Origin of the sequence: Burkholderia puraquae, assembly GCF_002099195.1 — a bacterium.
Classification (GTDB): Bacteria; Pseudomonadota; Gammaproteobacteria; order Burkholderiales; family Burkholderiaceae; genus Burkholderia; species Burkholderia puraquae.
The window spans coordinates 37,713-62,176 of the sequence record NZ_NBYX01000013.1; the positions used below are offsets into that span (position 1 = coordinate 37,713).

Sequence of the window (24,464 nt, forward strand, 5' to 3'; positions counted from 1 at the left end):
TGCGTCATCCACTGCGTCATTTCTGCGTAGACGGTTGCATCACGGCCGTCAGGTCGACCTGGCCGTCGTCCTTCAGCGCGGTGGCATGCGCCTCACCGACCTGCACCTTGAACTGCCGGCGCGCATCGTCGAGCCACTGCGTCCACGCCGGGAACGACACGTTCTTCATCTGGATCTGCACGCCGTTGCCGACGATCTGCACCTGCGCGCCCTGCATCCCGTGATCGGACAGCGACGCGGTGAGCGCGTCCTTCAACGCGAGGCCGGTCGGCGCCACGCCCTGCGCGGCGGCCGCCAGCGATTTCGCCTCGTTCGCCTGCGCAGTCATTTGCGCAAGCTCGCGGCGCATCGTCGGCAGCTCGCGCTGGATCCGCGCGCGGCCTTCCTGCGCGGGCGACCACAGCACCGAATACGCGATCGCGACCGCCAGCACGGCGCCGCCCCAGCCGAGCAGCATTTTTTCGCGTTGGGAGCGCTCGCCCCAGAACTGGGCCAGCGTCTGGTTCAGTTGTTCCGTCTTCATGAGCGGCTCCGGATCGTCCATTTGCCCGTGTTGCTGTCGACTTCGCCGGACAGTCCGTTACGCGCGAGGCGCTGCGTGAAATCGGGATCGACCTTGACCTCCGGCTTGAAGCCGACGTCGAGCCGCCGGTCGTGATAGTCGAGCGACGCGATGCCGTTCAGCGGCAGCGCACCCATCGAACGCGACAGCCCGCTCGACAGCGCGAGGAAATCGTTCGGCGACAGCTCGCCGGCCGCCAGGCGCAACTGGTCGAGCTGGCGCTGCATCTGCGCGGGCGGATCGAGCACCGTCGTCGTCTTCGGGAACGCGGACAGCAGCGTCTCGGTGATCTGCGCGGACAGCGCATCGCGCTCGCGCGACAGCTTCCACCAGTGCAGGTTCATCCCGATCACCGCCACGCCGAGCGTCGCCGCGACGAGGGCGAGCGGCACGCGCAGGCGCTTCACCGTCGCGCGGTCGAAGCGCCACGGCTGCGATTCGAATTCGAACTGGCACAGGTCGAACTTCTCGGTCAGCGCGCGCCGCGCGAACGTGTCGAACGACAGCGGCGCGGCGCCCGGCAGCAACGGGCCGTCAGCACGGCCGACCGACGCGAGCCGCGGCTCCGCGCCCGGTTCGCCGAGTTCGTACAGTTCGACGTCACCGCCGCCCGCGAGCGCAGCCAGCGTGCCGGCTGCGCGCGACGCGGGCGCCGCGAAGCCTTCGCCGAGCGCACCGCGCGCAACCGCGAGTTCGAGGCGTGGCGCACCGGCCGCAGCCGGCTGCGCGCCGGCCTCGACGAGCACCTGTTCGACCGATGCCGCGAGGCCGAGCACCGCGGCCACCGTCGTCGGGCGGGCCGGCGGCGCCTCGACGGCGTCCGCGGCAACCGCGGCGGCGGCGGCTTCGCTGCCGGCCGGCGCGCCCGTTGCGTGCGGCGCCGGCAGGCAGCGGGTCGCGGGCACCGCGCTCAGGTGCCGGTGGCCGGCCGCCGTGAACGCTTCGCAGATCGTGCGGAACCACGCGCGATCGACGACGGCCAGCACGCGGCGCCCGTCGGGCAGCGCGTCCGGATCGAGCGCGATATGGCAGCCGAGCGGATCCTGGATCAGCTGATCCTCGATGATGTTGGGCAGCGCCTGGCGCAGTTTCGGTCCCTTCAGCGGCGGCACGGTCGCGGCCAGCAGCAGCACGTCGCGCGCGGCGACGATCAGCACCGTCGCGTTCGCGCGCGGCAGCAGCGCGAGCGCGGCGCGGCCGGCGCGCTGCACGTGGCCGGCCTTGTCGACGAGCGTGAACGGCAGCTCGGGCCACTGCCATTCCTGCAACGGCACGGCAGGCTCGCGCGGCGGCAAAGAAACAATCAACGTGCTCACAAGAGCTCCTCTCCCGATTGGCGTCGTTATAGCTGGTCGCGGATGCGCACGACCCGTGTCGAGTGCGTGGTCGGATCACGATACACGAGCGAGGTGCGATCGACCTCCGCGCGTTCGTGCTGGATCCGGCCATGCACGATGAAATAGCTCGAATTGACGTCGACGAGGCTCGAATCGATCGTCACGTTCGGCGGCACACCGGCACCGCGCAGCGCGAGCTGCACGTCGCCGACGTTGCGGAAAAACACGGTCTCGCGGCGCGACACGAGCGCCTGCGCGGACGACACGCTCATCCCCGGTATCAGCGCCGCGATCACCTCGGCCGGCGCGGTGTTCATGTTCACGGGCGTCGTGGTCGGCAGCACGGTGACGAAAGGGCGCAGCCGCGCGACCATCTCGGGCGTCACGCCGTCGACGTCGAGCAGGCTGTCGACGCCCGTCATCATCAGCGGCGCGGGCCCGCGGTCGCCGCCCGTCATGCCGGGATCGTCGGTGAAGCCGCCGCCGCCCTGCTGATCGGTCGCCACCGGCGCGGTGATCGGCGCCGTGCCGCCACCCGGCAGCGTCGGCATCTGGAAACGCGTCGCCGAATTCAGCAGGCTCGCGCGCACCTGAAGCGCGATGCGCTTCGACAACGCGCCGTCGTAGCCGAGCGTCGTCAGCAGGCGCTGGAACGCCTGGACCTGCGTGACGTTCAGCTGCAGCACGCCGGGTGCCGGCGACGCCACGAGGTTGCGCAGGTTGAACTTCGCCTGTGCGTCCTCGATCGAGCCGGAAATATAGGTGTCTTCGCTGCCGGTGTCGTTGGGCGCACCGATGCGGCCGAGGAAATCCGACAGCTTCGTCTTCGCGATCGGTACGCCCCAGATGCCGCCGAGATAGGTGATGCCAGGCGCCGTATCGCCTTCGGAGCGCAGGATCATCCGCGTCCAGTCGAGCGCGCCGCGCGCAACCCACTGCGCCTGCGCGATCACGCGCTGGTTCTCGATGCGACGGATCTGCACCTGCTGGCGCCACAGCATCCCCGAGACGAGGATCGCCGACAGTGCGACGACGAGCAGTGCGGTGATGATCGCCGCACCGCGCTGGCGGCCGCGTGCCCGCGCGCGACCGGCGGCACGGACGGCAAGCAATGAGCGGTGAGGGCGCGCGCGCATCTTCATTCCCCGACGAGGAAGATGCGCGTGACCGGCACGCGCAGCGACGTCGCGCCGATGCTGACCTGCAGCCCCGTCACCGCGCGCGTCGGCGGCGCGTTGCCGATCTGCGGCACCTTGAGCGCATCGTTGTTCTGCGCGAGCGCTTCGTCGGCCGTCTGCAGGTTAGTAGTCCAGCCCACGCGCGGCACGTACAGCTTCGCGTCGATCGCGCCGACGCCGCCCATCAGCGCGACCCAGCTCCAGCCTTCGACGCTGCTGTCCTTCAGCATGCCGCGCAGACGGTTCGCGTCGTCGATCGGCGGCGACGCATAGCGCACGACGCGCCCGCCGGCGATCCGGTAGCGGATCACCTGCAACCGCGGCGCGGCGCCCGGCACCTCGAGTTCACGGACGATCTGCAGCGTACTGCCGGCGACGCCGATCGCAGGCTGGCCGGCCTCGTCGTCGGTCGCGGCGAGCCGCGCGTCGATGCGCATCTGGTCGAACATCTGCGCGAACACGCGCTCGTCTTCCATCGCGGACGCGACCTTGTCGCGACCGCGCATGATCTGGTCGAGCCCGCGCCACGCGAGGATTGCGACCACCGCGAGGATCGCGATCGCGATCATCAGCTCGATCAGCGTGAAGCCGCGGGCGGGGCGGGCGAGCGGGCGTCGCATCGGCGGGTCAGAGCGGACGGCTGGTTTCATTCGCGACCACCGTCACCATCTGCGCGAGCACGCCGGACCGCCCGGGCATGCTCACCGAAATCCGGACACGCCGGAACACCGGGTTGGGCGTAGTGCTCACGCGCTGCGTGCAGACGAGTTGCACGTTGCCTTGCGAGCAGTCGAAACTCTGTTCGCCGATCTCCGGCCACGCATGCGTGAGCCGCATCTGCGCGAGCGCATTGTCGGCGCTCCAGCCGGCGAGCAGCCGGCGATGAAGATCGGAGGCGTTGGTCGCCATCGTGCCGACCGCGCGGATCGACGCGGCGAGCGCGACTGCGATGATCGCGAGCGCGACCAGCACCTCGATCATCGTGAAACCGCTCGATGAAGAAACGGGGGAGGGCAAGCGACGACGCATCGTCATTGCACCTCGTAGCGGCCGTTGCCGGTGCCGACGATCGTCGCGCTGCCGGCGGCCGAATGCAGCGTCACGCGCACCGGCGTGTCGATGCTCTCGGTGCCGAACACAACGCGATTCGCGTGCGTGTCGGACCCCGGATAATCGATGTCGGCGCCGGTGACGCCGCCGTCCCAGTCGCGCGGGCGCAGCAGGTCGTCGCGCAGCGTGCGCCAGCCGTCGGGCGAGCTCACGTCGAAACGGAAGCCGTGCGCGGTCGGCTGCCACGCGATCGGCCGGGCACGCACCTGCGCTTCGTCGCCGGCGGTCTCGAACAGCAGCGCGATGCGCTGCGCTTCCTCGCGCAGGTCGGTGCGCGGATTGCGCGTGAGCGACAGCGACGCGAGCGACACGAGCAGCCCCGCGATCACGAGCACGACCAGCATTTCGAGCAGCGTGAAGCCGCGCGCGCGATGGCGCCGCACACCGTGCAACGCCTGCCCGCCGCCGGCCCGCGCCTGCACGGACGAAGCCGCGCCGCGACGCACACGGCGATCGCGGCCGCAGCGGAAGGTCGTGCGAATGGCGAGCATGAAGAACGGGAACGAAGCGTCGGGCCGGTCAGTGCGCGCTTATTGCCACGAACCGATGTCGGTGTCGTTGCCTTCGCCGCCTTCCTTGCCGTCGGCGCCGTAGCTGAACACGTCGATCTCGCCGTGCACGCCCGGGTTCAGGTACTTGTACCCGTTGCCCCACGGATCGTTCGGCAGGCGCTCGAGATAGCCGCCGTCCTTCCAGTTGTTCGGGATCGGATCGGTGGACGGCTTCTGGATCAGCGCGTTCAGGCCCTGCTCCTGGGTCGGGTAGCGGCCGTTGTCGAGCCGGTACAGCTTGAGCGCCTGCATGATCGTGCCGATGTCCTGCTTCGCGGCGATCCGGCGCGCCTCGTCGGGGCGGCTCATGATCTTCGGCACGATCAGCGCCGCCAGGATCCCGAGGATCGCGACCACCACCATGATCTCGATCAGCGTGAAACCGCGCTGACGACGCACGGCCGCGTTGCGGCGAGTGATCCACGTTTGCATGACTGACTACCTCTTTCCAAAAAATGTCGTTGGTTGAGTGACGCACCCGGCGCACCGGACGATTACCTGACGGCAACCTTCCGAACCCGCGGGCGCGGAGCACGCATTGTAAGGCGCGCATTGCCGAGGGCTTTCACCCAACGCAAATTTCACATACATCCGTACAATAGCGCGCATGAACGCGCTCTCGATCCGGATCCTCTCCCTAGCCCTCTTCGCGGGTTTGTGCGCGACGGCCACCTACTGGGTCGTCACGCTGTCGGCCCGCGAAGCGCCGCTGCCCGCCGCCGCCGCGCGGCTGCCGATCCGCACCGAGGACGCCGCGGCGCTCTTCGGCGGTCAGCTCGACAAGAATCCCGTGCAGGACATCCACCTGTTCGGCATCCTCGCGCTCGACCACGGCGGCGCCGCGATCGTCGGCATCGGCGGCGAACCGCCGCGTGCCGTGTCGCTCGGCGCGGACGTCACGTCCGGCGCGAAGCTCGCCGAAGTCCGCCCCCGCTCGATCATCGTCGAGCGCAACGGCGCCCGCACCGAAGTCCAGCTTCCCGCCAACACGCCGTCCCCGGCGATCTACGTGCGCTGAAGCCGAAGGTGACGGCCGTGCCAGACGGTCAGGCCGTCACTGCACCATGTTGTTCAGCTCGATGATCGGCAGCATCACGGCCAGCACGATCACGAGCACGATGCCGCCCATCGCCAGGATCAGCAGCGGCTCGAGCAGGCTCGTCAGGAACATCGTGCGACGCTCGAGCTCCCGCGCTTCGCCTTCGGCCGCGCGATCCAGCATCGTCGTCACGTCACCCGTCGCTTCGCCGGAGCGGATCAGGTGCACGAGCACCGGCGGAAACGTCTTCACGTTGTTCAGCGCGCGCGACAGCGCGGAGCCTTCGCGCACGCGCACGATCGCATCGTCGATGTTCGCGCGCATCGCGCGGTTCGACAGCGTTTCGCCGGCCGCCTGCAACGCGCGCAGGATCGGTACACCCGCCGCGGTGAGGATGCCGAGCGTGCTCGCGAAGCGCACCGTGTTGTAGCCGCGCACGAGCTTGCCCGCGAGCGGCGCGGTCAGCACCCAGCGGTCGAACGCGAGCCGGGGCCCCGCACGCGACAGCGTCGCCTTCACGAACCACACGACGAGCGCGACCGCGATCAGGATCGCCCACCACCAGTGCCGCACGAATTCCGACAGCGCCATCATCACGATCGTCAGCACGGGCAGTTGCTGTTTCGTGCTCGCGAACACGTTGACGACCTGCGGCACGACATAGCTCAGCAGGAACGTGACGATGCCGAATGCGATCAGCGTGACGATCCCCGGATACGTGAACGCCAGCAGGATCTTCTGCTTCAGCGCGTTGCTCTGCTCGATATAGTCGGCGAGACGCGACAGCACGATGCCGAGCTTGCCGGTGTGCTCGCCCGCCGCGACGAGCGCGCGGTAGATTTCCGGGAAATCGCGCGGATGCTGGCCCAGCGCATTCGCGAGCGAATGGCCGCCGAGCACCTCGGCACGGATCGCGGCCATCAGTTCGCGGATGTAGTCGCGCTCGGCCTGCTCGGTCAGCACGCCGAGCGCCTCGTCGAGCGGCAGCCCCGCGATCAGCAGGCTCGCGAGCTGGCGCGTGAGGATCGCCTGTTCGCGCTGCGACAGCTTGCGGCCGAACGCGAGCCGCTGCGACCGCGCACCGCGCGTCGCACTGGCGGCCGGCTCGACGACGAGCGGCGTAAGACCCTGCGTACGCAGCTGGCCGCGCGCGGCACGCGCACTGTCGGCATCGACGACGCCTTTCTGCGCGCGTCCCGCCGAATCGATTGCTTCGAAACGGAATGCCGGCATCGCGCTATGCGCCTCCCGTCACGCGCAGCACTTCCTCGAGCGACGTCGCGCCCGACGCGAGCCAGCGCTCGGCGTCATCGCGCAACGTGCGCATCCCTTCCGCACGGCCGGCGGCGAGAATCTCCGCATCGGCCGCATTGCGGTGGATCAGCGAGCGGATCGACTCGTCGACCAGCAACAGTTCGTATACCCCGCGCCGGCCCGCGTAGCCCGAATGCCCGCACTTGTCGCAGCCGACCGGATGCCACACGGTGCGGCCTTCTTCCTGGCGTTCTTCCTTGCAGACGGAGCAAAGCTGCCGCACGAGCCGCTGCGCGAGCACGCCGAGCAGCGACGACGCGAGCAGGTAGGGCTCGACGCCCATGTCGGTCAGACGCGTGACGGCCGATGCCGCATCGTTCGTGTGCAGCGTCGCGAGCACGAGGTGGCCCGTCAGCGATGCCTGCACCGCGATCTGCGCGGTTTCGAGGTCGCGGATTTCGCCGATCATGATCACGTCCGGATCCTGGCGCAGGATCGAGCGCAGCGCACGGGCAAAGGTCATCCCGATCCGCTCGTTCACCTGCGTCTGGCCGATGCCGCCGAGGTCGTATTCGATCGGGTCCTCGACGGTCATGATGTTGGTCGTCGCGGTTTCGAGCCGCGACATCGACGCATACAGCGTGGTCGTCTTGCCCGAACCCGTCGGGCCCGTGACGAGCACGATGCCGTGCGGGCGGGCGATCAGCTTGTCGAACTGCACGAGCGTGTCGCGGCCCATCCCGAGCGCTTCGAGGTTCAGCCGCTGCGCATCCTTTTCCAGCAGACGCAGCACCGCACGCTCGCCGTGCCCGGTCGGCAGCGTCGACACACGCACGTCGACCGGCCGGCCGCCGACGCGCAGCGTGATGCGGCCGTCCTGCGGCAGGCGTTTCTCCGCGATGTCGAGCTGCGCCATGATCTTGATCCGCGAGATCAGCGCACCGTGCAGCGCCTTCTTCGGCCGCACCACATCGCGCAGCGTGCCGTCGACGCGAAAGCGCACGACCGATGCATTCTCGAACGGCTCGATGTGGATGTCCGACGCCTGTTCGCGCGCCGCTTGCGTAAGCAGCGCGTTGATCATCCGGATGATCGGCGCATCGTCTTCCGATTCGAGCAGATCCTCGACTTCGGGGATGTCCTGCATCAGCCGCGACAGGTCGACTTCGCCTTCGACCTCGCCGACCACCTGGGCCGCGCTGCCATCCTGGCGTGCGTACGCATGGTTGATCGCCTGCGCGAGCTCGTCGGCCGGCACGCGATGCACGGAGATCGAGCCGAAGTTGCGCGCGATCTCCGCGAGCGCGGCGTCGCTCGTGCGTTCGCTGATCCACACCTCGAGCGTGTCGTCGAGCTGATGCGCGATCAGCACCTGGCCGTTCTTCGCGAAACCGTACGGCAACAGTCGCGCGGCGAGCGGCGACGGCGGCTGCCGTTCGCCCGGCGCGCCGTCGTGGGCGGAAGAGGCGAGCATGTCGCTCACTGCGACGCTCCCGGCGTGGCCGTCAACGGCTGTTGCGGCACCGCCTGCTGCGGCACACTCTGCGGCTGCGCGGGCGTCGCCTCCGGCAACGGCTGGGCCGGCACGGGCGCCACCTGGCGCTGCAGCTGCTGGCGACGCATCTTGTCGAGATCGAACAGGTTGCCCGCGGCCGTGCCGCCCTGGCTCGGGCCGATCGGCATCGGCGGGACGACCGGATCGTCCTTGTCGCGGATCACGTTGTTGTCCGACTTGTACGCACCCGTCACGCCCTGGATGTAGTCGTAGCGGTTGGCCGTGACTTCCTGCGCGGTGCCGCGATCGGAGATGATCACCGGACGCAGGAACACCATCAGGTTGGTTTTCGCGCGCACCTTCGATTCGGAACGGAACAGCTGGCCGATCCACGGGATGTCGCCGAGCAGCGGCACCTTGCTGTTCGACACCTGGTAGTTGTCCTGCATCAAGCCGCCCAGCACGATGATCTCGCCGTTGTCCGCGAGAATCGTCGACTGGATCGAGCGCTTCGTGAAGGTCGGGCCGGTCTGCGCGCTCGTGGTACCCGCGACGACCGCCGAATCCTCGGTGTAGAGCTGCAGCTTGAGGATCCCGCCGTCGGTAATCTGCGGCTTCACGTGCAGCGTCAGGCCGACGTCGCGACGATCGTAGGTATTGAACGCATTGTTCGTATTGCCGCTCGTCAGGTTCGAATACGAACCGGTCGCGATCGGCACGTTCTGGCCGACGACGATCTTCGCTTCCTCGTTGTCGAGGGTGATCAGGTTCGGCGTCGACAGCACGTTCGCGTCGCTCACGCCCGCGAAATACTGCAGCAGCGCGCCGAGCCCCTGCACGCCGAACATGTTGTGCAGCCAGCCGATGTTGAGGCCCTGGCTCAGCGCCCCGAGATTGTTGGCCAGCCCGCCGCCGGTGATGCCGCCGGCGGCGTTGGCCACGCCACCCGCCGTCAGGTTGATGATGCTGTTGCCCAGCCCCAGCCCGGGGTTCAGATTCGTGCCGCCGAGAAACTGGCCGCTCGCCACCTGCCACTGGATGCCGAGGTTGCCCTGCGACGTCGAGTTCAGCTCGACGATCAGCGCTTCGATATAGACCTGTGCACGCCGCGCATCGAGCTGGTCGATCACCGAGCGCAGGTTCCGGTAGACCGGATCCGACGCGGTGACGATCAGCGAGTTGGTCGCCGCGTCGGCCTGGATCATCCCGCCGGGCTGGTTGTCGTCGCCCTTGTCCTTGTCACCGCCGAGCAGGCCAGCGCTGCCGAGCCCGCCACCGCCGGACGAGCCGCCGTACGACGACGACGAGGATGACGAGCCGCCGAGGCCGCCCGACGGCAGCGGCGGGGTGCCCGACGTGCCGGTCGAGAAGTTGCCGCTCGACGACGAGCCGCCGCTCTGGTTGAAGCTGTTCGCATCGTTGGACGACGCCGACGAGCCGCTATCGCTGCCGCTGCTCTTGCCGAGCATCCCGCGCAGCGTCTTCGCGAGCTTAACCGCATCGGCGTTGCGCAGCGGCACGACGTGCATGTTGCCGGGCACCGCGCTCGGCGCGTCGAGCTGCTGCACGAGCCGCTTCGCGGCCGCAAGGCGCGACGCGCTCGACGCACGCAGCATCAGCGAGTTGGTGCGCGGGTCGGCCGTGACCGACACCTTCAGCGTCGCATCGCTGTTGCCGATCGCGCCCGGGTCGAGCATTTTCTGCAGCTGCGCAGCGAGGTCGATCGCGTTCGCGTTGCGCAGCGGCACGACCTGCACCTGCGCGCCCGCGGCACTGTCCACGCCCGCAATGATCTGCGCGATGCGCCGCACGTTGTCCGCGTAGTCGGTCACGACGATCGTGTTGTTCGCCGGGTAGGCAGTGACCGTGTTGTTCGGCGAGATCAGCGGCCGCAGCACGGGCAGCAGGTTGTTCGCCGATTCGTTGTGCAGCTCGAACACCTGCGTGATCACTTGATCGCCGCGCGCCTGCGGCGCATTGCCGACGTAGGTCGGCACGCCCTGCAGCTTCGCGTCGGCCTCGGGCACGACCTTCAGCACGCCGTGATCCTGCACGAGCGCGAAGCCCTGCATGCGCAGCGCCGACTGCAGCGTCTTCAGTGCCTGGTCTTCCGGCACCGGCCGTTCGGCCACGAGGTTGAGCTGACCCTTCACGCGCGGGTCGACGATGATGGTCTTGCCGGTTGCGGCGCCGATCGCCTTGGCGACCTGGTCGATATCCGCATTCACGAAGTTGAGCGTGACCTGAGCGTAGGCGGCCTGCGAGACGATGATGCCAGCGACGATCAGGGTCGTGGCGACACGCCGCATAACGAAGCGATTTCTTGTCATGGATGAATGGGTCGATGCCGGCTCAGGCCACTTCCGGCGGTAGTGCTGGGATCCAAGTCCTAAAGAGGCGACATTAGCAGTTTTTCATGTCCGAAATATCACATTGATCCGAGGACTGTCTCACATACGACATGTATTCGACGAGCCGTATGCAATATGTAAGATTCGGTACTATTCTCGGCATGCCGGCCATCGCCCCGTTTCATGATAAATCGACACGGAAATTCGGTATAACCGGGCTGCCGTATTCCTGTATGTCGCAAGCTGACGGACTGTCGGTATCATACGGGCGGCGCGTTTCTCGTCGCACGAATAACAGGCACGGGTTTTCCCGACCTCCACGCATTTTCCTGTCGATTTCGCACCATGAACAGACGGTTCGTTTCGATCACGTTGATCGCCGCCGGCGTGTATTTCGCCAGCGCGAACGCTCGCGCGGACTGTTTCGACGAGGCGGCCAAATATCAGCAGGTCAATCCGCTGATCCTGCGCGCGATCGCGTGGCAGGAGTCGCGCAACCGGCCCGGCGCGCTGAACAAGAACACGAACGGCTCGGTCGACTACGGCCTGATGCAGATCAATTCGATCCACCTGCCGACGCTGTCGCGCTACGGAATCGGCCGCGACACGCTGATGGAGCCGTGCAAGAACGTGTACATCGCCGCGTGGCATCTCAAGCAGAAGATGAACCGCTACGGCAACACGTGGCAGGCCGTCGGCGCCTATCATTCGGAAACACCGTCGCTGCGCGACAAGTACGCGCGGCAGATCGCCGGCATTCTGTCGCAGTGGAAGCTGCTGCCGCCCGTGCAGTGACAGCGCACCGCACCGCGGCCTGACGCCGTCCCGGCCGGCCGGCGCCCGTTTGATGCACAATGCGGGCTCACGCCGCCATTTCGCCCGTCCGCGGGACGATCGCGCCCCGGAAGGGCGCCGCGGCCGCTTTTTCAATTTTTCCGTTGGTGCATATCGCTATGAATCCGGCAATGAACCAGCCGTTGCCCGTCACCGTGCTGTCCGGCTTCCTCGGCGCCGGCAAGACCACGCTGCTCAATCACATCCTCGCGAACCGCGCGGGCCTGAAAGTCGCCGTGATCGTCAACGATCTCGCGGCGGTCAACATCGACGCGTCGCTCGTGCGCGACGCGCAGGCGCTGTCGCACGTCGAGGAGCGCCTCGTCGAGATGTCGAACGGCTGCATCTGCTGCACGCTGCGTGACGACCTGCTCGTCGAGATCCGCACGCTCGCGTCCGAAGGCCGCTTCGACGCGATCATGATCGAATCGACCGGGATCGCAGAGCCGATGCCGATCGCCGAAACCTTCACGTTCGTCGACGACGACGGCACGTCGCTGTCGGCAATCGCGCGGCTCGACACGCTCGTCACCGTGGTCGACGCGTACAACTTCCTGCGCGACTACGGCTCGGACGACGCGCTCGCGACGCGCGGCATCGCCGCATCGGAAGAGGACGACCGCACGCTCGTCGAGCTGCTGATCGAGCAGATCGAGTTCTGCGACGTGCTGGTGATCAACAAGGCCGACCTCGTCGGCGCCGACGAACTCGCACGCCTGCAGCACATCCTCGCGCGACTCAATCCGCGCGCACACCAGGTCGTGTCGACGTTCGGCAACGTGCCGCTCGATGAAGTGCTGAACACGGGCCGCTTCGATTTCGACGAGGCCGCGAACGCGCCGGGCTGGCTTGCGTCGCTCGATCACGGTCACACGCATTGCGACGACCCCGACTGCCATGACGAACATCATGCGCACGTGCACGGTGAAGCCGACGAATTCGGAATCGGCAATTTTGTTTACCGCGCGCGCCGGCCGTTTCATCCGGCACGACTCTGGGCGCTGCTGCATCAGGAGTGGCCGGGCGTGCTGCGCAGCAAGGGTTTCTTCTGGCTCGCGACGCGCAACGACATCGCGGGCTCGTTGTCGCAAGCGGGCGGCGTATGCCGGCATGGCCCCGCAGGTCTCTGGTGGGCTGCGCAGGATCGCACGGAATGGCCGGACGACGACGAGCTGCTTGCTGAAATCCGCGCAGAATGGCACGGCGATCTCGACGATCGCGCAGTGGGCGATCGCCGGCAGGAACTCGTGCTGATCGGCATCGCGCTCGACGCGGATGCATGGCGCGCGAAACTCGACGCATGCCTGCTGACCGATGCGGAATTCGCACTCGGCGCGGCGGGATGGCACGCGTTCGACGATCCGTTCCCGGCGTGGGATGTCGATTCGCACGACGACGACGATCACGGCGACACGCAGATCGTGCATGCGTAACGCGTTGTAAAAACAACCGTTAAATCTTGCAAGAGGGGCGCGGACTGTGGCAAAAATGCTGCGTGCGCCCAATAAAAAACCCGCCGAAAGGCGGGTTTTTCTTGGAACAGGCGCTGGTTTAACGCTTGTTGACGGCGTCCTTGAACGCCTTGCCAGCCGTGAACTTGACCGTCTTGGCTGCCGGGATCTTGATGGTTTCGCCGGTCTTCGGGTTGCGGCCCGTACGTGCTGCGCGCTTGCCCGAACCGAAGCTGCCGAAGCCGATCAGCTGAACCGCATCACCCTTCGACACGGCCTTCTTGATGACTTCGAGCAGCGTGTCCAGCGTTTCGCCGGTTTGAGCCTTGCTGGCGCCCGTTTGGGCGGCGACGGCGTCGATCAGTTCCTGTTTGTTCATTAAGGTTCCTTTATCAGGTTAGGTTGACACGAACAGCGCGAACGCGCCGATTATACGTGCGCGAACCGTGCCGTCGAGAGTCAGACTCCGACGACACAGCGCCGAATCCTGGCCCGCGCGACGCGCCCTCCGGTTAGCCGGCGGCCACCCCGCGGTACGGCGTTGCTATGATAGCGCAGCGCAAACCCAATAACGACAAGGGTTTCAAAGATTTTCATCGGTATTTCGCCGAATGAATCATCGACTGCCCGTTTTTTGACCAGCGCCAACCGGACAGGATACGCAGCGCGGTCCGCCTGAGCGCCGCGCCGTTGGCTTTTTCCAACGGACGGACGGGCGGCCCCGCGCAATCCCTTGCCAGGCTTGGCTGCCACGTTTTTTGTTTCGCATGACCGACCGACTTGTTCCCGCCACACTCACGCGTCGCGACGACGGCACGCTCGTCTCGCCCGAGTTCGGCGATCTCCATCGCGGCGTGTCGGGCACGCTTGCGCATCGCGTGTTCGTCGCGGGCAACGGGCTGCCGGCGCGCTGGCAGGGCCGCCGTACGTTCACGATCGTCGCGACGGGATTCGGCGCGGGCGGCAGCTTCCTCGCGGCCTGGGCCGCGTGGCGCGACGATCCCGCGCGCTGCGAGCGGCTGCATTTTGTCGCAGCCGAACCGCATCCGTTCTCGCGTGACGACCTGCGCCGCGCAGCTTCACATATCGTTGCCAACACAACCATATCGGCGGATGTCGATGCACTTGTCGACGCGTGGCCGATGCTTGTGCCGGGCGTGCATCGGCTCGAATTCGACGATGGGCGCGTGGTGCTCACGCTCGCATTCGGCGATGCGATCGACATGCTGGGAAAGATCGTCGCGCGCGCCGACGCATTCTGTATTGACGGCTTCACGTCATCGAATGATGCCGATCTCCGCGCGACAGACATCGTCCGCGCGCTCTCGAAAATCGCCGGCGAACGCGCAACGTTTGCAACGCATGCGCATTCCGACGTGTTGAAACACGCACTCGGCAAAGCGGGTTTCACGTATCGCGAGGCCGACGGTCAGCTCGTCGGCGAATATGCGCCGCGCTGGCGCGCGCGCCGGCACGAGCCGCCGCTCGCACTGCCCGTTGCGACGCGCCGCGCGATCGTGATCGGTGCGGGCCTGGCGGGCTGCGCAGTCGTCGAACGCCTCGCCGCGCGCGGCTGGGACGTCACGCTGATCGAGCGGCACGACCGGATCGCGAGCGAAGCGTCGGGCAATCCGGCCGGCGTGTTCCATCCGCTGATGACACGCGACGACAACGTCGCGAGCCGGCTCACGCGCGGCGGCTTCCTGCACGCGATCGCTCGCTGGCGCGCACTCGAACGCGCGGGCCATGCATTCGCGCGCAGCACGCACGGGATGATCCATCTCGCCGAATCGGCCGACGACTTCGCCCGGATGCGCGATGCGTTCGATGCATTCGGCGCACCGTCCGACTACGTGTCGCTGCTCGATGCCGATGCCGCGCGTACCCATCTGAACCTGCCGGTCGCGCAGGGAGGGCTGCTGTTTCCGCACGGTGGCGCCGTCTGGCCGGCCGGCCTTTGCGCGGCCCAATGCGCAGCGGCCGGCGAGCGCGTGCACTTGCTCGCCTCCACCGGCGTTGCACGACTCGAACGGCGGGGCGACGCATGGCATGCACTCGACGATGCGGGCGGCACGCTGGCCGAAGCTCCCGTCGTCGTGCTCGCGAATGCCGGCGACGCCGCGCGTCTTGCCGGGCTGCGGCATGTCGCGCTGCAACCGGTGCGCGGCCAGCTCACGTTACTGCCGCCCGGCAGCACGGCACCGTTGCCGTGCCCGACGATCGGCGACGGTTACGCGGTGCCGCTCGACGATGGCACGCTGTTGATCGGCGCGACGTTCGAACCCGACGACGTCGATCCCGCGATGCGCGCGGCCGGCCACCTCGAAAACCTCGAGCGCGTGCGGCATCTGCTGCCGGGCCTGATCGGCGACCTGCCGGCTCCCGACACCCTGCGCGGCCGTGTTGCGTTCCGCTGGGTCGTCGGCGACCGCTTGCCGCTGCTCGGCCCGCTCGCGGACGAAGCGGGCGCCGTCGCCAATGCACGCGCGCTGAGCGGTGCGCAGGCGCGCGACCTGCCGCGCATGCCCGGACTCTACGGGGCATTCGGCTTCGGCTCGCGCGGCCTCGTATGGGCTGCACTCGGCGCCGAACTGATTGCATCGCAACTCGAAGGCGAGCCGTGGCCGCTCGAGCGCGAACTTGCCGATGCCGTCGATCCCGCACGCTTCCTGATCCGCGCGTTGCGCGCGCGCCGCGTCGGCCAGGACGGCTGACCGCTCACCCGAGCCGCTCACAGTTTCCCGACTTTTCTGCGCAAGGTTATCCACTCGACGCTGTGGATAACCCCGCGGAATCCACACGCACTTCGTGTGTAATCACAGTGGACGTAAACTGGGCAACTCGGCACTGCTGTGAGACGGCCCGAAAGTTGCTCAACTCAAACCTCTGTGAGCGAACAGTCTGTGCAACGGGTTATGGGCTCTCCAACACCTTGATCCGTCGACGTAAACCGAAGTTATCCACAGAACTGTGCGTCCTTTGTTAACTTCTACTACGTATATATACAAGTAAACCTTTGAAACCAAAGGCCTGAGGTGTCGCACAGCGCCGCGAGTCGATTCAATGGGTTCCAGACCGAAAAAGCTGTGGCACAATCGGTTTCCTTCGCGTTCATCCGGCCAGGCGCCGGACATGCTTCAATGGAACGGTCGGCACGATTTCGAATCTGAATCTTCGAGACTGCGCAGTCCGTTCACACACCAGGCCGACAATCCAGATCGGCAACCTGAACGACTTTCCGCCCTGTGGCGGAAAAGGCGGATCCCATGTCCCGCCGTCGTCGACCACAACAATCACATTCGGGGCGACACCCAGCCGGCGCGCATCCATTTCTGACGCTTGACCCCGCGTCGCTGGCGGTTGCTTCCAAAGGAGAAGTCACCACGATGAAGTCGGCGTTCTCATTCCTGCCCAACTGGCCGCTCACGCCGGATGCCGTGTTCTGGGCCGGGCTCGCGCTGTTCGCGGCCGGCCTGTGTGGCGAACTGTGCTATCGCGCATGGCGCCTGCCGCGCATCACCGGTTATGCGGTGATCGGTCTCATCGCCGGATCATTCGGATTCGGCGTGATCGATGCAAGCACCGACGAAACCTCGCGGCTGCTGATCGACGTCGCGCTCGGCCTGCTGCTGTTCGAGCTCGGCAGCCGTCTCGACCTGCGCTGGATCCGGCGCAATCCGTGGCTCGTCGCGTCGAGCCTCGCCGAAGCCACGCTGACGTTCGTGCTGGTGCTGTTCGTGATGCTCGCGCTCGGGGTATCGGGGATGGTCGCGCTCGTGCTGTCGGCGATCGCGATCGCGACGTCGCCGTCGATGGTGATCCAGCTGAAGACCGAGCTGCGCGCGGAAGGGCAGGTGTCGCAACGCCTCATCACGCTCACCGCGCTCAACAGCGTCTATGCGATCGTGCTGACCAAGCTCGTGACGAGCTGGCTCCACCAGGAAGCGTACGGCAACGTTTTCGCGACGATCCTGCAGCCGCTCTACCTGATCGCCGGTTCGTTCATCGTCGCGTATATCGTCGCGCGTTCGTGCAACTACCTGTTCCGCCACATGACCGCGACGATGCGCGACGAGCATTCGTTCGTTGCATTGTTCGGGCTCGTGATGCTCGCGATCGCCGTCGCCCAGGCGCTGAAGCTGTCGACGCTGCTCACGCTGCTGCTTGCCGGCATCATCGTGAAGAACCTCGAAGCACGCCCGCAACTGTGGCCCGAACACTTCGGCACGGCCGGCTGGCTGCTGACGGTGGTCCTGTTCGTGCTCACGCTCACGTCGTTCACGTGGGGCGACATCGCGCTCGGCGGGCTGCTTTCAATCGTGCTGATCATTACGCGGCTCGTCGCGAAGCTGGCCGGCGTCGTCGCGTTCGCGAAGCCGAGCGGCATCGGGATGAAGCAGGGCGTCGCGCTCGGCATCGCGCTTACGCCGATGTCCGCGCTGTCGTACCTGCTCGTCGACGACACCTACCAGCTCTATCCGAATTTCGACCCGCACCTGCGCGCGATCGTGATGTGCACGATCGTGATCCTGCAGCTCGTCAGCCCGTTCATCGTCTACCGCTGCCTGTCGGCGGTCGGTGAACGCAGCGACAGCAACTGATTCCGGAACCTGCCATGGCACTCGAAACCTTCGTCAATTCCGAGCCGTTCACGTTCGGCGTCGAACTGGAGATCCAGGTCGTCAACACGCACAACTACGACCTGACCAAAGCGGCATCCGACCTGATGCGCCTGATCCAGGGCGAGACCTTTCCGGGCAACATCACGCCGGAAATCACCGAGAGCATGATCGAGCTGTCGACCGGCATCTGCCATTCGCACGAGCAGGCGGTGAGCGAGCTGCACGCGATCCGCGACGTGCTCGTGAAGGCGGCCGACCAGCTCAACGTCGGGCTGGCCGGCGGCGGCACGCATGCGTTCCAGCAATGGAGCGACCGGCAGATCTACGATGCACCGCGCTTCCAGTACATCTCCGAGCTGTACGGCTATCTCGCCAAGCAGTTCACCGTGTTCGGCCAGCACGTTCACATCGGCTGCCCCGATCCGGACAGCGCACTGTTCCTGCTGCACTCGATGTCGCGCTTCATTCCGCACTTCATCGCGCTGTCGGCGTCGTCGCCGTTCGTGCAGAACGTCGACACGGGCTTCCATTCGGCACGCCTGAATTCGGTGTTCGCGTTTCCGCTGTCGGGCCGCGCGCCGTTCGTGCTGACCTGGGACAGCTTCGAGGAGTACTTCACGAAGATGGTGAACACCGGCGTCGTCAACTCGATGAAGGATTTCTACTGGGACATCCGCCCGAAGCCCGGCTACGGGACGATCGAGGTGCGCGTGATGGACACGCCGCTGTCGGTCGACCGCGCGGCGGCGATCGCCTGCTACATCCAGACGCTCGCGCGCTACCTGTTGACCGACCGGCCGCTGAAGCTGTCGGAGGACGACTACCTCGTCTACACGTTCAACCGTTTCGAGGCGTGCCGCTTCGGGCTCGAGGGTACCTGCGTGAATCCTCAGACGGGTGAGCGCCGCACGATCGCCGAAGACATCCTCGACACGCTCGACCGGATCGCGCCGCATGCGGCCGCGCTCGGTTCGCGCGCGGCACTCGACGAGATCGGTGCGCTGGCTCAGGCGCGCGTGAACGACGCATCGTGGTTGAGAACCGTTTTCAAACAGGAAAAATCGCTCAACGAGACGGTCCGCCAGCAGTGCTTACGTTGGCGCGAGTGAAAAAATGTTTTGCAGATTACGGGCTCGACCGAGTCGCGATTCACTGAACGACCGGCGGCCCCGATTGAGGCCGAAATCGTTGCCGGTTGTCCTGAAAATCTGTGGATAACCTGATATTCCGCTGCAAAGTCAACGATCTGTGCACGGGATAACCCGGTGGATCATTGCAGTCGGCCCGATGGCCGATCCGAACAGGAAAATGTCCGTATGCGCCGTTTGGCGGGTGCCCGGCATTGCAGGCACAACGAAAAATTTTGGTTATCCAACGATTTTCCACAGAATGAAGGGGATAACTTAGCTGTGCGATTTTCCGCTCTCGCTTAGAATGTCGGCTTTGCGGACACCGGAACGATGCGTGTCTTACCGGTCGCCGCGAACGCGACCGCCGCGTGTGCCCTCGCGACGGCCGTGCTGACACACTCGCAAGAGCGTGTCTGTTTTGAGATAGACATTCGATCTCCACACTACGGCCGCTCGGCAAACCGGGCGGCGGCAAAGCGAAAAGACTATGAGCGAAGGCGTTTACGGGAATCAGGCTTCGGGACGTGTGACCCACAGCCTGCTGCGGTTGAGTACGGCCATGCGAAGCCAGGCATGGGATTGGGCGGAAGGCGCGGGCCTGACGCCGACGCAGGGCGAGATTCTCGTGCTGCTGCTGCAGCGCAAGGGCCCGATGCGGCTCGGCGAGATCGCGCGCGAGACGCAGCTGACCGCGGCGACCACGAGCGATGCCGTCAGCACGCTCGAGACCAAGGGTCTCGTCGAGAAGCGCCGTGCGCTGGACGACGGTCGCGCGCTGGCTGTGCGCCTGTCGGCCCGTGGCCGGACAGCTGCGAAGAAGGCGCTGCAATGGCCTGAATTCCTGACGAAGGCCGTCGGCAAGCTCGGCGCGGACGAGCAGGGCGCACTGTATCGCGCGCTGCTGAAGACGCTGCGCGAACTGCAGGTGGCCGGTGCGACGCCGCCGCAGCGCATGTGCGTGACGTGCGCTCACTTCCAGCCGGGCAAGCTGTCGAAGAAGACCGTGCATTACTGTGCGGCGCTCGACATCTCGATGTCCGACAGCGATCTGCGTCTCGACTGCTCGGTGCAGGAAGAGGCCGACGCGGCGACGCAGAAGAAGACCTGGAAGATTTTCGCCGGCTGACGTCCGTCGATCGACCGGGAGGCCGATGATGAACGCTGAGGTCGTGGCGATCCGCCACGTGCATTTCGAGGATCTCGGGAGCTTCGAGCAGGTGCTCGGCGAACGGGGCCGGCGGGTGCGCTACGTCGACGTCGGGTCGTCGCGGGTCGAGGTGCTCGACGTGCTCGAGCCGTCGCTTCTCGTCGTGCTCGGCGGCCCGCTCAGCGTGTACGACGATGCGCAGTATCCGACGATCGCGCCGCTTGCGGCGCTCGTGCGTGCGCGCATCGACGCCGGGCTGCCGATCCTCGGCATCTGTCTCGGCGCGCAGTTCATCGCCCGGTCGCTCGGCGCGCGCGTCTATCCGGCCGCGCAGCATGAACTCGGCTGGGCGCCGCTGACGCTCACCGATGCCGGCCGCGCATCGCCGTTGCGCCATCTCGATGGCGCGGCGACGTCGATGCTGCACTGGCATGGTGACACGTTCGACCTGCCGGGCGGTGCGATTCATCTCGCATCGACGCCGGCCTGCCGCCACCAGGCATTCGCGTGGGGCCAGCACGTGCTGGCGCTGCAATGCCATCCGGAAATCCGCACCGACCGCTTCGAACCGTGGCTGATCGCGAACGCCGGCGAAATCGCGGCGACGCCCGGCATCGACGCGTGCCGGTTGCGCGCCGATACCGCGCAGCACGGCCCTGCGCTCGAGGCGGCCGCGCGACGCATGTTCGCGGAGTGGCTCGACAGCGTCGGACTCTGACGCGGCAAGCGGCGCCGCCGTTCGCCGCGAAGGTATTGCCCGGCCCGCGTCCGTTGCGGGCCGGCGCATCGCCGTATGCGCGGCGTTTTTCACCTTTCCCGCCTTGCCGGCAACCCGCCGCGGGCCGTGCCTGACCATCCGCTTACTGCCGCGTGCACGGCCAGCACGCTTCCGGCCTGCGTGCTACGCTCGTTCGCTCCTTCCTTTCCTGGCGAGCGGCCTCCATGACTGCGCTGTTTTCCCCGTTCACGCTGCGCGGCGTGACCCTTCCGAACCGGATCGTGATCTCCCCGATGTGCCAGTATTCGGCCGAACGCGGTGAAGCGACCGACTGGCACATGATTCACCTCGGCCATCTCGCGCTGTCGGGCGCGGGGCTGCTCTGCATCGAGGCGACCGCGGTGGAACCCGACGGGCGCATCACGCATGGCGACCTCGGCCTCTGGGACGACGTGACCGAAGCCGCGCTGAAGCCCGTGCTGGCCGCGATCCGCAAGCATTCGCCGATCCGCGTCGCGATGCAGTTGTCGCATGCGGGGCGCAAGGCGTCGAGCAACGTGCCGTGGCAGGGCGGGCAGCTCGTGTCCGTCGCCGACGGCGGCTGGTTGCCGCATGCGCCGTCGGCCGTGCCGCACAAGGATGGCGAGACGCCGCCGCTCGCACTCGATGCCGCGGGCCTGAACCGGATCCGCGAAGCGTTCGCGGCCTCGGCGAAGCGGGCTGCACGGCTCGGCATCGACGCGATCGAGGTGCACGCGGCACACGGCTACCTGCTGCACCAGTTCCTGTCGCCGCTCGCGAACCGGCGCACCGACGAATACGGCGGCTCGCTCGAAAACCGCATGCGCTTTCCGCTCGAGATCTTCGAGATCGTGCGCGCGGCGTTTCCGGAGGACCTGCCGGTCGGCGTGCGCGTGTCCGCGACCGACTGGGTCGAAGGCGGCTGGGAGCTCGACGATACGATCGCGTTCGCGCACGAACTGAAGCGCCGCGGCTGCGACTGGATCGACGTGTCGTCCGGCGGCGTGTCGCCGCTGCAGAAGATTCCGCTGTCGCCCGGCTACCAGGTGCCGTTCGCGCAGGCCGTGAAGCGTGCGGTCGGCATGCCGACGGTGGCCGTTGGCCTGATCAACGAGCCCGCCCATGCGAACCGGCTCATCGAGGCCGGCGATGCCGATTTCGTCGCGATGGCGCGCGCGATGCTGTACGACCCGCGCTGGCCGTGGCACGCGGCGGCCGAGCTCGGTGCGCAGGTGACGGCGCCGCCGCAGTACTGGCGTTCGCAGCCGCGCGAGCACAAGGCGTTGTTCGGCGACATCGCATTCGGCCAGCGTTGAGTGCAGGGCGCGCAATATTGCGCGTGATGTTGAACGAAGCAATCGTGAACGTGTAGGATGCGGGTGATTCGCCGCATGGCCTGACGCGGCACCGACCGGTGCCGCGTTTTCGTTTTGCGCGACGCCGGGTTGCGATTGCGGCCGCCTTCCATTCAATTCGTTTTCACAAGGATTCGTTCGATGAGTTCACGCAGGATCGCGGTGCGCCGCTCGGGAGTACACGGCAAGGGCGTGTTCGCCGTGGCGCCGATCAAGGCCGGCGAGCGCGTAGTGGAATACAAGGGCGAACGAATTTCGTGGAAGGAAGCGCTGCGCCGTCACCCGCACGACCCGAGTGAACCGAACCATACGTTCTACTTCGCACTGGACGAGGGCGGGGTGATCGACGGCAAGATCGACGGCAACAGCGCGCGCTGGATCAACCACTCGTGCGCGCCGAACTGCGAAGCCGAGGAAGTCAAAGGTCGCGTGTACATCCACGCACTGCGCGACATCGGGCCGGAAGAGGAACTGTTCTACGACTACGGCCTCGTGATCGATGCGAAGCTGACGAAGTCGCTCAAGCGCGAATACGCGTGCCACTGCGGTGCGGCGTCGTGCCGCGGCACGCTGCTCGCGACATCCGACGACAGCGGGAAGAAGAAAAAGAAGAAGGACAAGAAGGACGGCAAGTCCGAGTCCCGATCGAAGGACAAGAAAAGCAAGAAGTGATGCCGGCGGCGGCGCATCGTGCGCTGCCGCTGCCGTTTCAGCGGATGGCTGCCGCGTCGCGCAGCCGTGCCTTCCGCCTTCCTCATCCGGCGCGCGGCCCGACCAACGGCTGCCCGCCGCGAATCGCTCAGTGCGTCGACGCGGCGGCCGGCGTCTCGCTGGCCGGTTTCTCCGGGCGCGCGGTCAGCGGTACCCTCACCACGAAGCGCGAGCCGCCTTCCGATGCGTCCTCGTACGATACGGTGCCGCCGTGCATCGCGATGATGTCGTGCACGATCGCGAGGCCGAGCCCGGCGCCCGTCTCGACGCCGTTGCCGCTTTGGGCGTCGCCGCGGAAGAAGCGCTTGAACAGGTCGGCCTGCTGGTTGGCGGGCACGCCGGGGCCGTTGTCCTCGACGACGATCTCGGCGGCCGGGTGGCCGTCCTCGAGCGCGCCGCGCGCGACGTTCACCGTGATTCGCGCGCCGTTCGGGCGCGCGAGGGGCACGTACTTCAGCGCATTGTCGAGCAGGTTCGCGATCACCTCGCGCAGCAGCACGGGGTTGCCGCGCACGACCAGCTTCTCGTCGTCGCCTGGATCGTCGGTACGCTGGAAGCCGAGGTCGACGTGCGATGCGAGTGCGCGCGGCACCCATTCGGCGCCCGTCTCGAACGCCATCGCTGCAAGGTCGACGTCGACGAACCGCGCGGCCTGTTCGCCCGGTTCCGCACGGGCGAGCGACAGCAACTGGTTCGACAGCCGTACCGCGCGGTCGGCGGCTGCGCGCAGTTCGCGCACCGCGGCGTAGGTCTGGTGCGGGTCGCGTGCAACAGCTGCCTGCTCCGCGTGCAGCTTCACGGCCGTGAGCGGCGTGCGCAACTGGTGCGCGGCATCGGCGATGAACTTGCGCTGCGCGTCGAGCGCGGTCTTCAGGCGGCCGAGCAGCGCGTTCATCGCACTCGTCAGCGGCCGGATTTCCAGCGGCACCTCGGTTTCGTCGACCGGCTCCAGCGACGTGTGGGTCTGCCGGTTCAGCGAATCGGCCAGGTGCGTGAGCGGGCCGAGCTGCTGGTTCACGACGCGCCACACGATGCCCCAGCCCGCGAGCAGCAACAGCAGCAGCGGCATCATGATGGCAACGAGGAATTCGGCCGCGATCCGGTAGCGGTGCCGCACCGGCTGCGCGACCTCGACGACCATCGGCTTGCCGCCCTCGACATCGTCGACGCGCACCTGCGCGACCCGCACCGCGCGGTTGTCGTATTCGGCCTCGAATACGTACGCGTGATGCATGCGGCGCACGTTGATGCCCTGCAGCGGCAGCTTCGGATCGCCGGCGAGTTCCTGTTCGCCGTCGCTGATCCGGTAGATCAGCGCTTCGGCGGGATCGGAGAACATCGCCTGCGCGAGCGGCGGCACCGTGAACGGCGCGTCGGGGCCGGCGATCTGGATCTGTTTGGAGATGGCGGTCGCGAGATCGGCGAGCGAGCGGTCGATCACGTGCTGCGTGTATTGCCACGCGAGCCAGTAGGCGATCAGGCCGCTCATCAGCGCGAGCATCGACAGCGGGGCGGCGAGGCGCCGAAGCAGCGAGCGGCGCAGGCTGGTGGTCACAGCCGGATCAGGAGACATTTCGACGGGCAAATGGATAAGCGCC

22 protein-coding genes are annotated in these 24,464 nt (G+C 66.9%); 10 read left to right on the forward strand and 12 right to left on the reverse strand.

Annotated elements, in window-relative coordinates:
- Positions 1 to 16: 16 nt before the first annotated feature.
- Genes gspM through gspG form a run of 7 tightly spaced genes read right to left on the reverse strand, consistent with a single transcriptional unit; the run spans position 17 to position 5,170 of the window.
- Entirely contained in the window at positions 17 to 523 is a 507-nt protein-coding gene (gspM, locus tag B7G54_RS23480; protein ID WP_085041397.1) for a type II secretion system protein GspM, read from the reverse strand.
- Positions 520 to 1,878 (reverse strand): type II secretion system protein GspL, encoded by a 1,359-nt coding sequence (gene gspL, locus B7G54_RS23485; RefSeq protein WP_085041251.1) that lies wholly within the window; start codon positions 1,876 to 1,878, stop codon positions 520 to 522. Before gspL ends, gspM begins: the two co-directional genes overlap by 4 nt.
- A 26-nt stretch (positions 1,879 to 1,904) precedes the next feature.
- The gene (gene gspK, locus B7G54_RS23490) at positions 1,905 to 3,035 is read right to left on the reverse strand and encodes a type II secretion system minor pseudopilin GspK (RefSeq protein ID WP_085041398.1); all 1,131 of its coding nucleotides are present in this window, start codon (positions 3,033 to 3,035) and stop codon (positions 1,905 to 1,907) included.
- Between the two features lie 2 nt (positions 3,036 to 3,037).
- Entirely contained in the window at positions 3,038 to 3,697 is a 660-nt protein-coding gene (locus B7G54_RS23495; RefSeq protein WP_106409012.1) for a PulJ/GspJ family protein, read from the reverse strand.
- A gap of 7 nt (positions 3,698 to 3,704) precedes the next feature.
- Positions 3,705 to 4,106 (reverse strand): type II secretion system minor pseudopilin GspI, encoded by a 402-nt coding sequence (gene gspI / locus B7G54_RS23500; RefSeq protein ID WP_425266519.1) that lies wholly within the window; start codon positions 4,104 to 4,106, stop codon positions 3,705 to 3,707.
- Positions 4,107 to 4,108: 2 nt separating this feature from the next.
- On the reverse strand, positions 4,109 to 4,678 hold the full coding sequence (locus tag B7G54_RS23505; protein WP_085041254.1) for a GspH/FimT family pseudopilin: 570 nt from the start codon (positions 4,676 to 4,678) through the stop codon (positions 4,109 to 4,111).
- Positions 4,679 to 4,717: 39 nt separating this feature from the next.
- Complete coding sequence (gspG, locus tag B7G54_RS23510) at positions 4,718 to 5,170, reverse strand: type II secretion system major pseudopilin GspG (protein WP_085041255.1); 453 nt, start codon at positions 5,168 to 5,170, stop codon at positions 4,718 to 4,720.
- 175 nt (positions 5,171 to 5,345) lie between these two features.
- Here gspG and B7G54_RS23515 point away from each other — a divergent pair, with 175 nt between their 5' ends.
- Positions 5,346 to 5,756 carry a general secretion pathway protein GspC gene (locus B7G54_RS23515; protein WP_085041256.1) on the forward strand — a complete coding sequence of 137 codons (411 nt, stop codon included), beginning with the start codon at positions 5,346 to 5,348 and terminating at the stop codon, positions 5,754 to 5,756.
- A gap of 36 nt (positions 5,757 to 5,792) precedes the next feature.
- Here the strand turns inward: B7G54_RS23515 and gspF are convergent, their stop codons facing one another.
- The 3 genes from gspF to gspD are packed head-to-tail and all read right to left on the reverse strand — an operon-like array spanning position 5,793 to position 10,856.
- Positions 5,793 to 7,010, reverse strand: a complete 1,218-nt coding sequence (gene gspF, locus B7G54_RS23520) for a type II secretion system inner membrane protein GspF (RefSeq protein WP_085041257.1) — start codon at positions 7,008 to 7,010, stop codon at positions 5,793 to 5,795.
- A 4-nt stretch (positions 7,011 to 7,014) separates the two neighbouring features.
- Positions 7,015 to 8,505, reverse strand: a complete 1,491-nt coding sequence (gene gspE, locus B7G54_RS23525) for a type II secretion system ATPase GspE (protein ID WP_106409016.1) — start codon at positions 8,503 to 8,505, stop codon at positions 7,015 to 7,017.
- A gap of 5 nt (positions 8,506 to 8,510) precedes the next feature.
- A complete protein-coding gene (gspD, locus tag B7G54_RS23530) occupies positions 8,511 to 10,856 on the reverse strand; it encodes a type II secretion system secretin GspD (protein ID WP_085041259.1) in 2,346 nt (781 codons plus the stop codon).
- 366 nt (positions 10,857 to 11,222) lie between these two features.
- On the opposite strand from gspD, the gene B7G54_RS23535 reads away from it, so the two are divergent.
- Both B7G54_RS23535 and B7G54_RS23540 read left to right on the forward strand, forming a co-directional pair.
- Positions 11,223 to 11,672, forward strand: a complete 450-nt coding sequence (locus tag B7G54_RS23535; protein WP_085041260.1) for a lytic transglycosylase domain-containing protein — start codon at positions 11,223 to 11,225, stop codon at positions 11,670 to 11,672.
- A 158-nt stretch (positions 11,673 to 11,830) separates the two neighbouring features.
- Positions 11,831 to 13,144, forward strand: coding sequence for a GTP-binding protein (locus B7G54_RS23540; RefSeq protein ID WP_085041261.1), 1,314 nt, complete (start codon positions 11,831 to 11,833; stop codon positions 13,142 to 13,144).
- A gap of 118 nt (positions 13,145 to 13,262) precedes the next feature.
- Here B7G54_RS23540 and B7G54_RS23545 read toward each other — a convergent pair whose 3' ends face one another.
- Complete coding sequence (locus B7G54_RS23545; protein ID WP_006401505.1) at positions 13,263 to 13,541, reverse strand: HU family DNA-binding protein; 279 nt, start codon at positions 13,539 to 13,541, stop codon at positions 13,263 to 13,265.
- A gap of 388 nt (positions 13,542 to 13,929) precedes the next feature.
- On the opposite strand from B7G54_RS23545, the gene mnmC reads away from it, so the two are divergent.
- The 7 genes from mnmC (at position 13,930) to B7G54_RS23590 (ending at position 22,827) form a co-directional block, all read left to right on the forward strand.
- Positions 13,930 to 15,876, forward strand: coding sequence for a bifunctional tRNA (5-methylaminomethyl-2-thiouridine)(34)-methyltransferase MnmC2/FAD-dependent 5-carboxymethylaminomethyl-2-thiouridine(34) oxidoreductase MnmC1 (gene mnmC / locus B7G54_RS23550; protein ID WP_085041262.1), 1,947 nt, complete (start codon positions 13,930 to 13,932; stop codon positions 15,874 to 15,876).
- A 672-nt stretch (positions 15,877 to 16,548) separates the two neighbouring features.
- The gene (locus B7G54_RS23565; protein ID WP_085041264.1) at positions 16,549 to 17,763 is read left to right on the forward strand and encodes a cation:proton antiporter; all 1,215 of its coding nucleotides are present in this window, start codon (positions 16,549 to 16,551) and stop codon (positions 17,761 to 17,763) included.
- A 14-nt stretch (positions 17,764 to 17,777) separates the two neighbouring features.
- Positions 17,778 to 18,893, forward strand: a complete 1,116-nt coding sequence (locus B7G54_RS23570; RefSeq protein WP_021160413.1) for a YbdK family carboxylate-amine ligase — start codon at positions 17,778 to 17,780, stop codon at positions 18,891 to 18,893.
- Positions 18,894 to 19,401: 508 nt separating this feature from the next.
- Positions 19,402 to 20,040, forward strand: coding sequence for a MarR family winged helix-turn-helix transcriptional regulator (locus B7G54_RS23575; protein ID WP_072442632.1), 639 nt, complete (start codon positions 19,402 to 19,404; stop codon positions 20,038 to 20,040).
- Between the two features lie 28 nt (positions 20,041 to 20,068).
- Positions 20,069 to 20,779, forward strand: a complete 711-nt coding sequence (locus B7G54_RS23580; RefSeq protein ID WP_085041399.1) for a glutamine amidotransferase — start codon at positions 20,069 to 20,071, stop codon at positions 20,777 to 20,779.
- Between the two features lie 224 nt (positions 20,780 to 21,003).
- Entirely contained in the window at positions 21,004 to 22,116 is a 1,113-nt protein-coding gene (locus B7G54_RS23585; RefSeq protein WP_085041265.1) for an NADH:flavin oxidoreductase/NADH oxidase, read from the forward strand.
- Between the two features lie 180 nt (positions 22,117 to 22,296).
- Positions 22,297 to 22,827: an SET domain-containing protein gene (locus tag B7G54_RS23590; protein WP_085041266.1), complete on the forward strand. Its 531-nt coding sequence runs from the start codon at positions 22,297 to 22,299 to the stop codon at positions 22,825 to 22,827.
- A 127-nt stretch (positions 22,828 to 22,954) separates the two neighbouring features.
- On the opposite strand, the gene B7G54_RS23595 is transcribed toward B7G54_RS23590, so the two are convergent.
- Positions 22,955 to 24,439, reverse strand: a complete 1,485-nt coding sequence (locus B7G54_RS23595) for a sensor histidine kinase (protein WP_085041267.1) — start codon at positions 24,437 to 24,439, stop codon at positions 22,955 to 22,957.
- Positions 24,440 to 24,464: the final 25 nt, after the last annotated feature.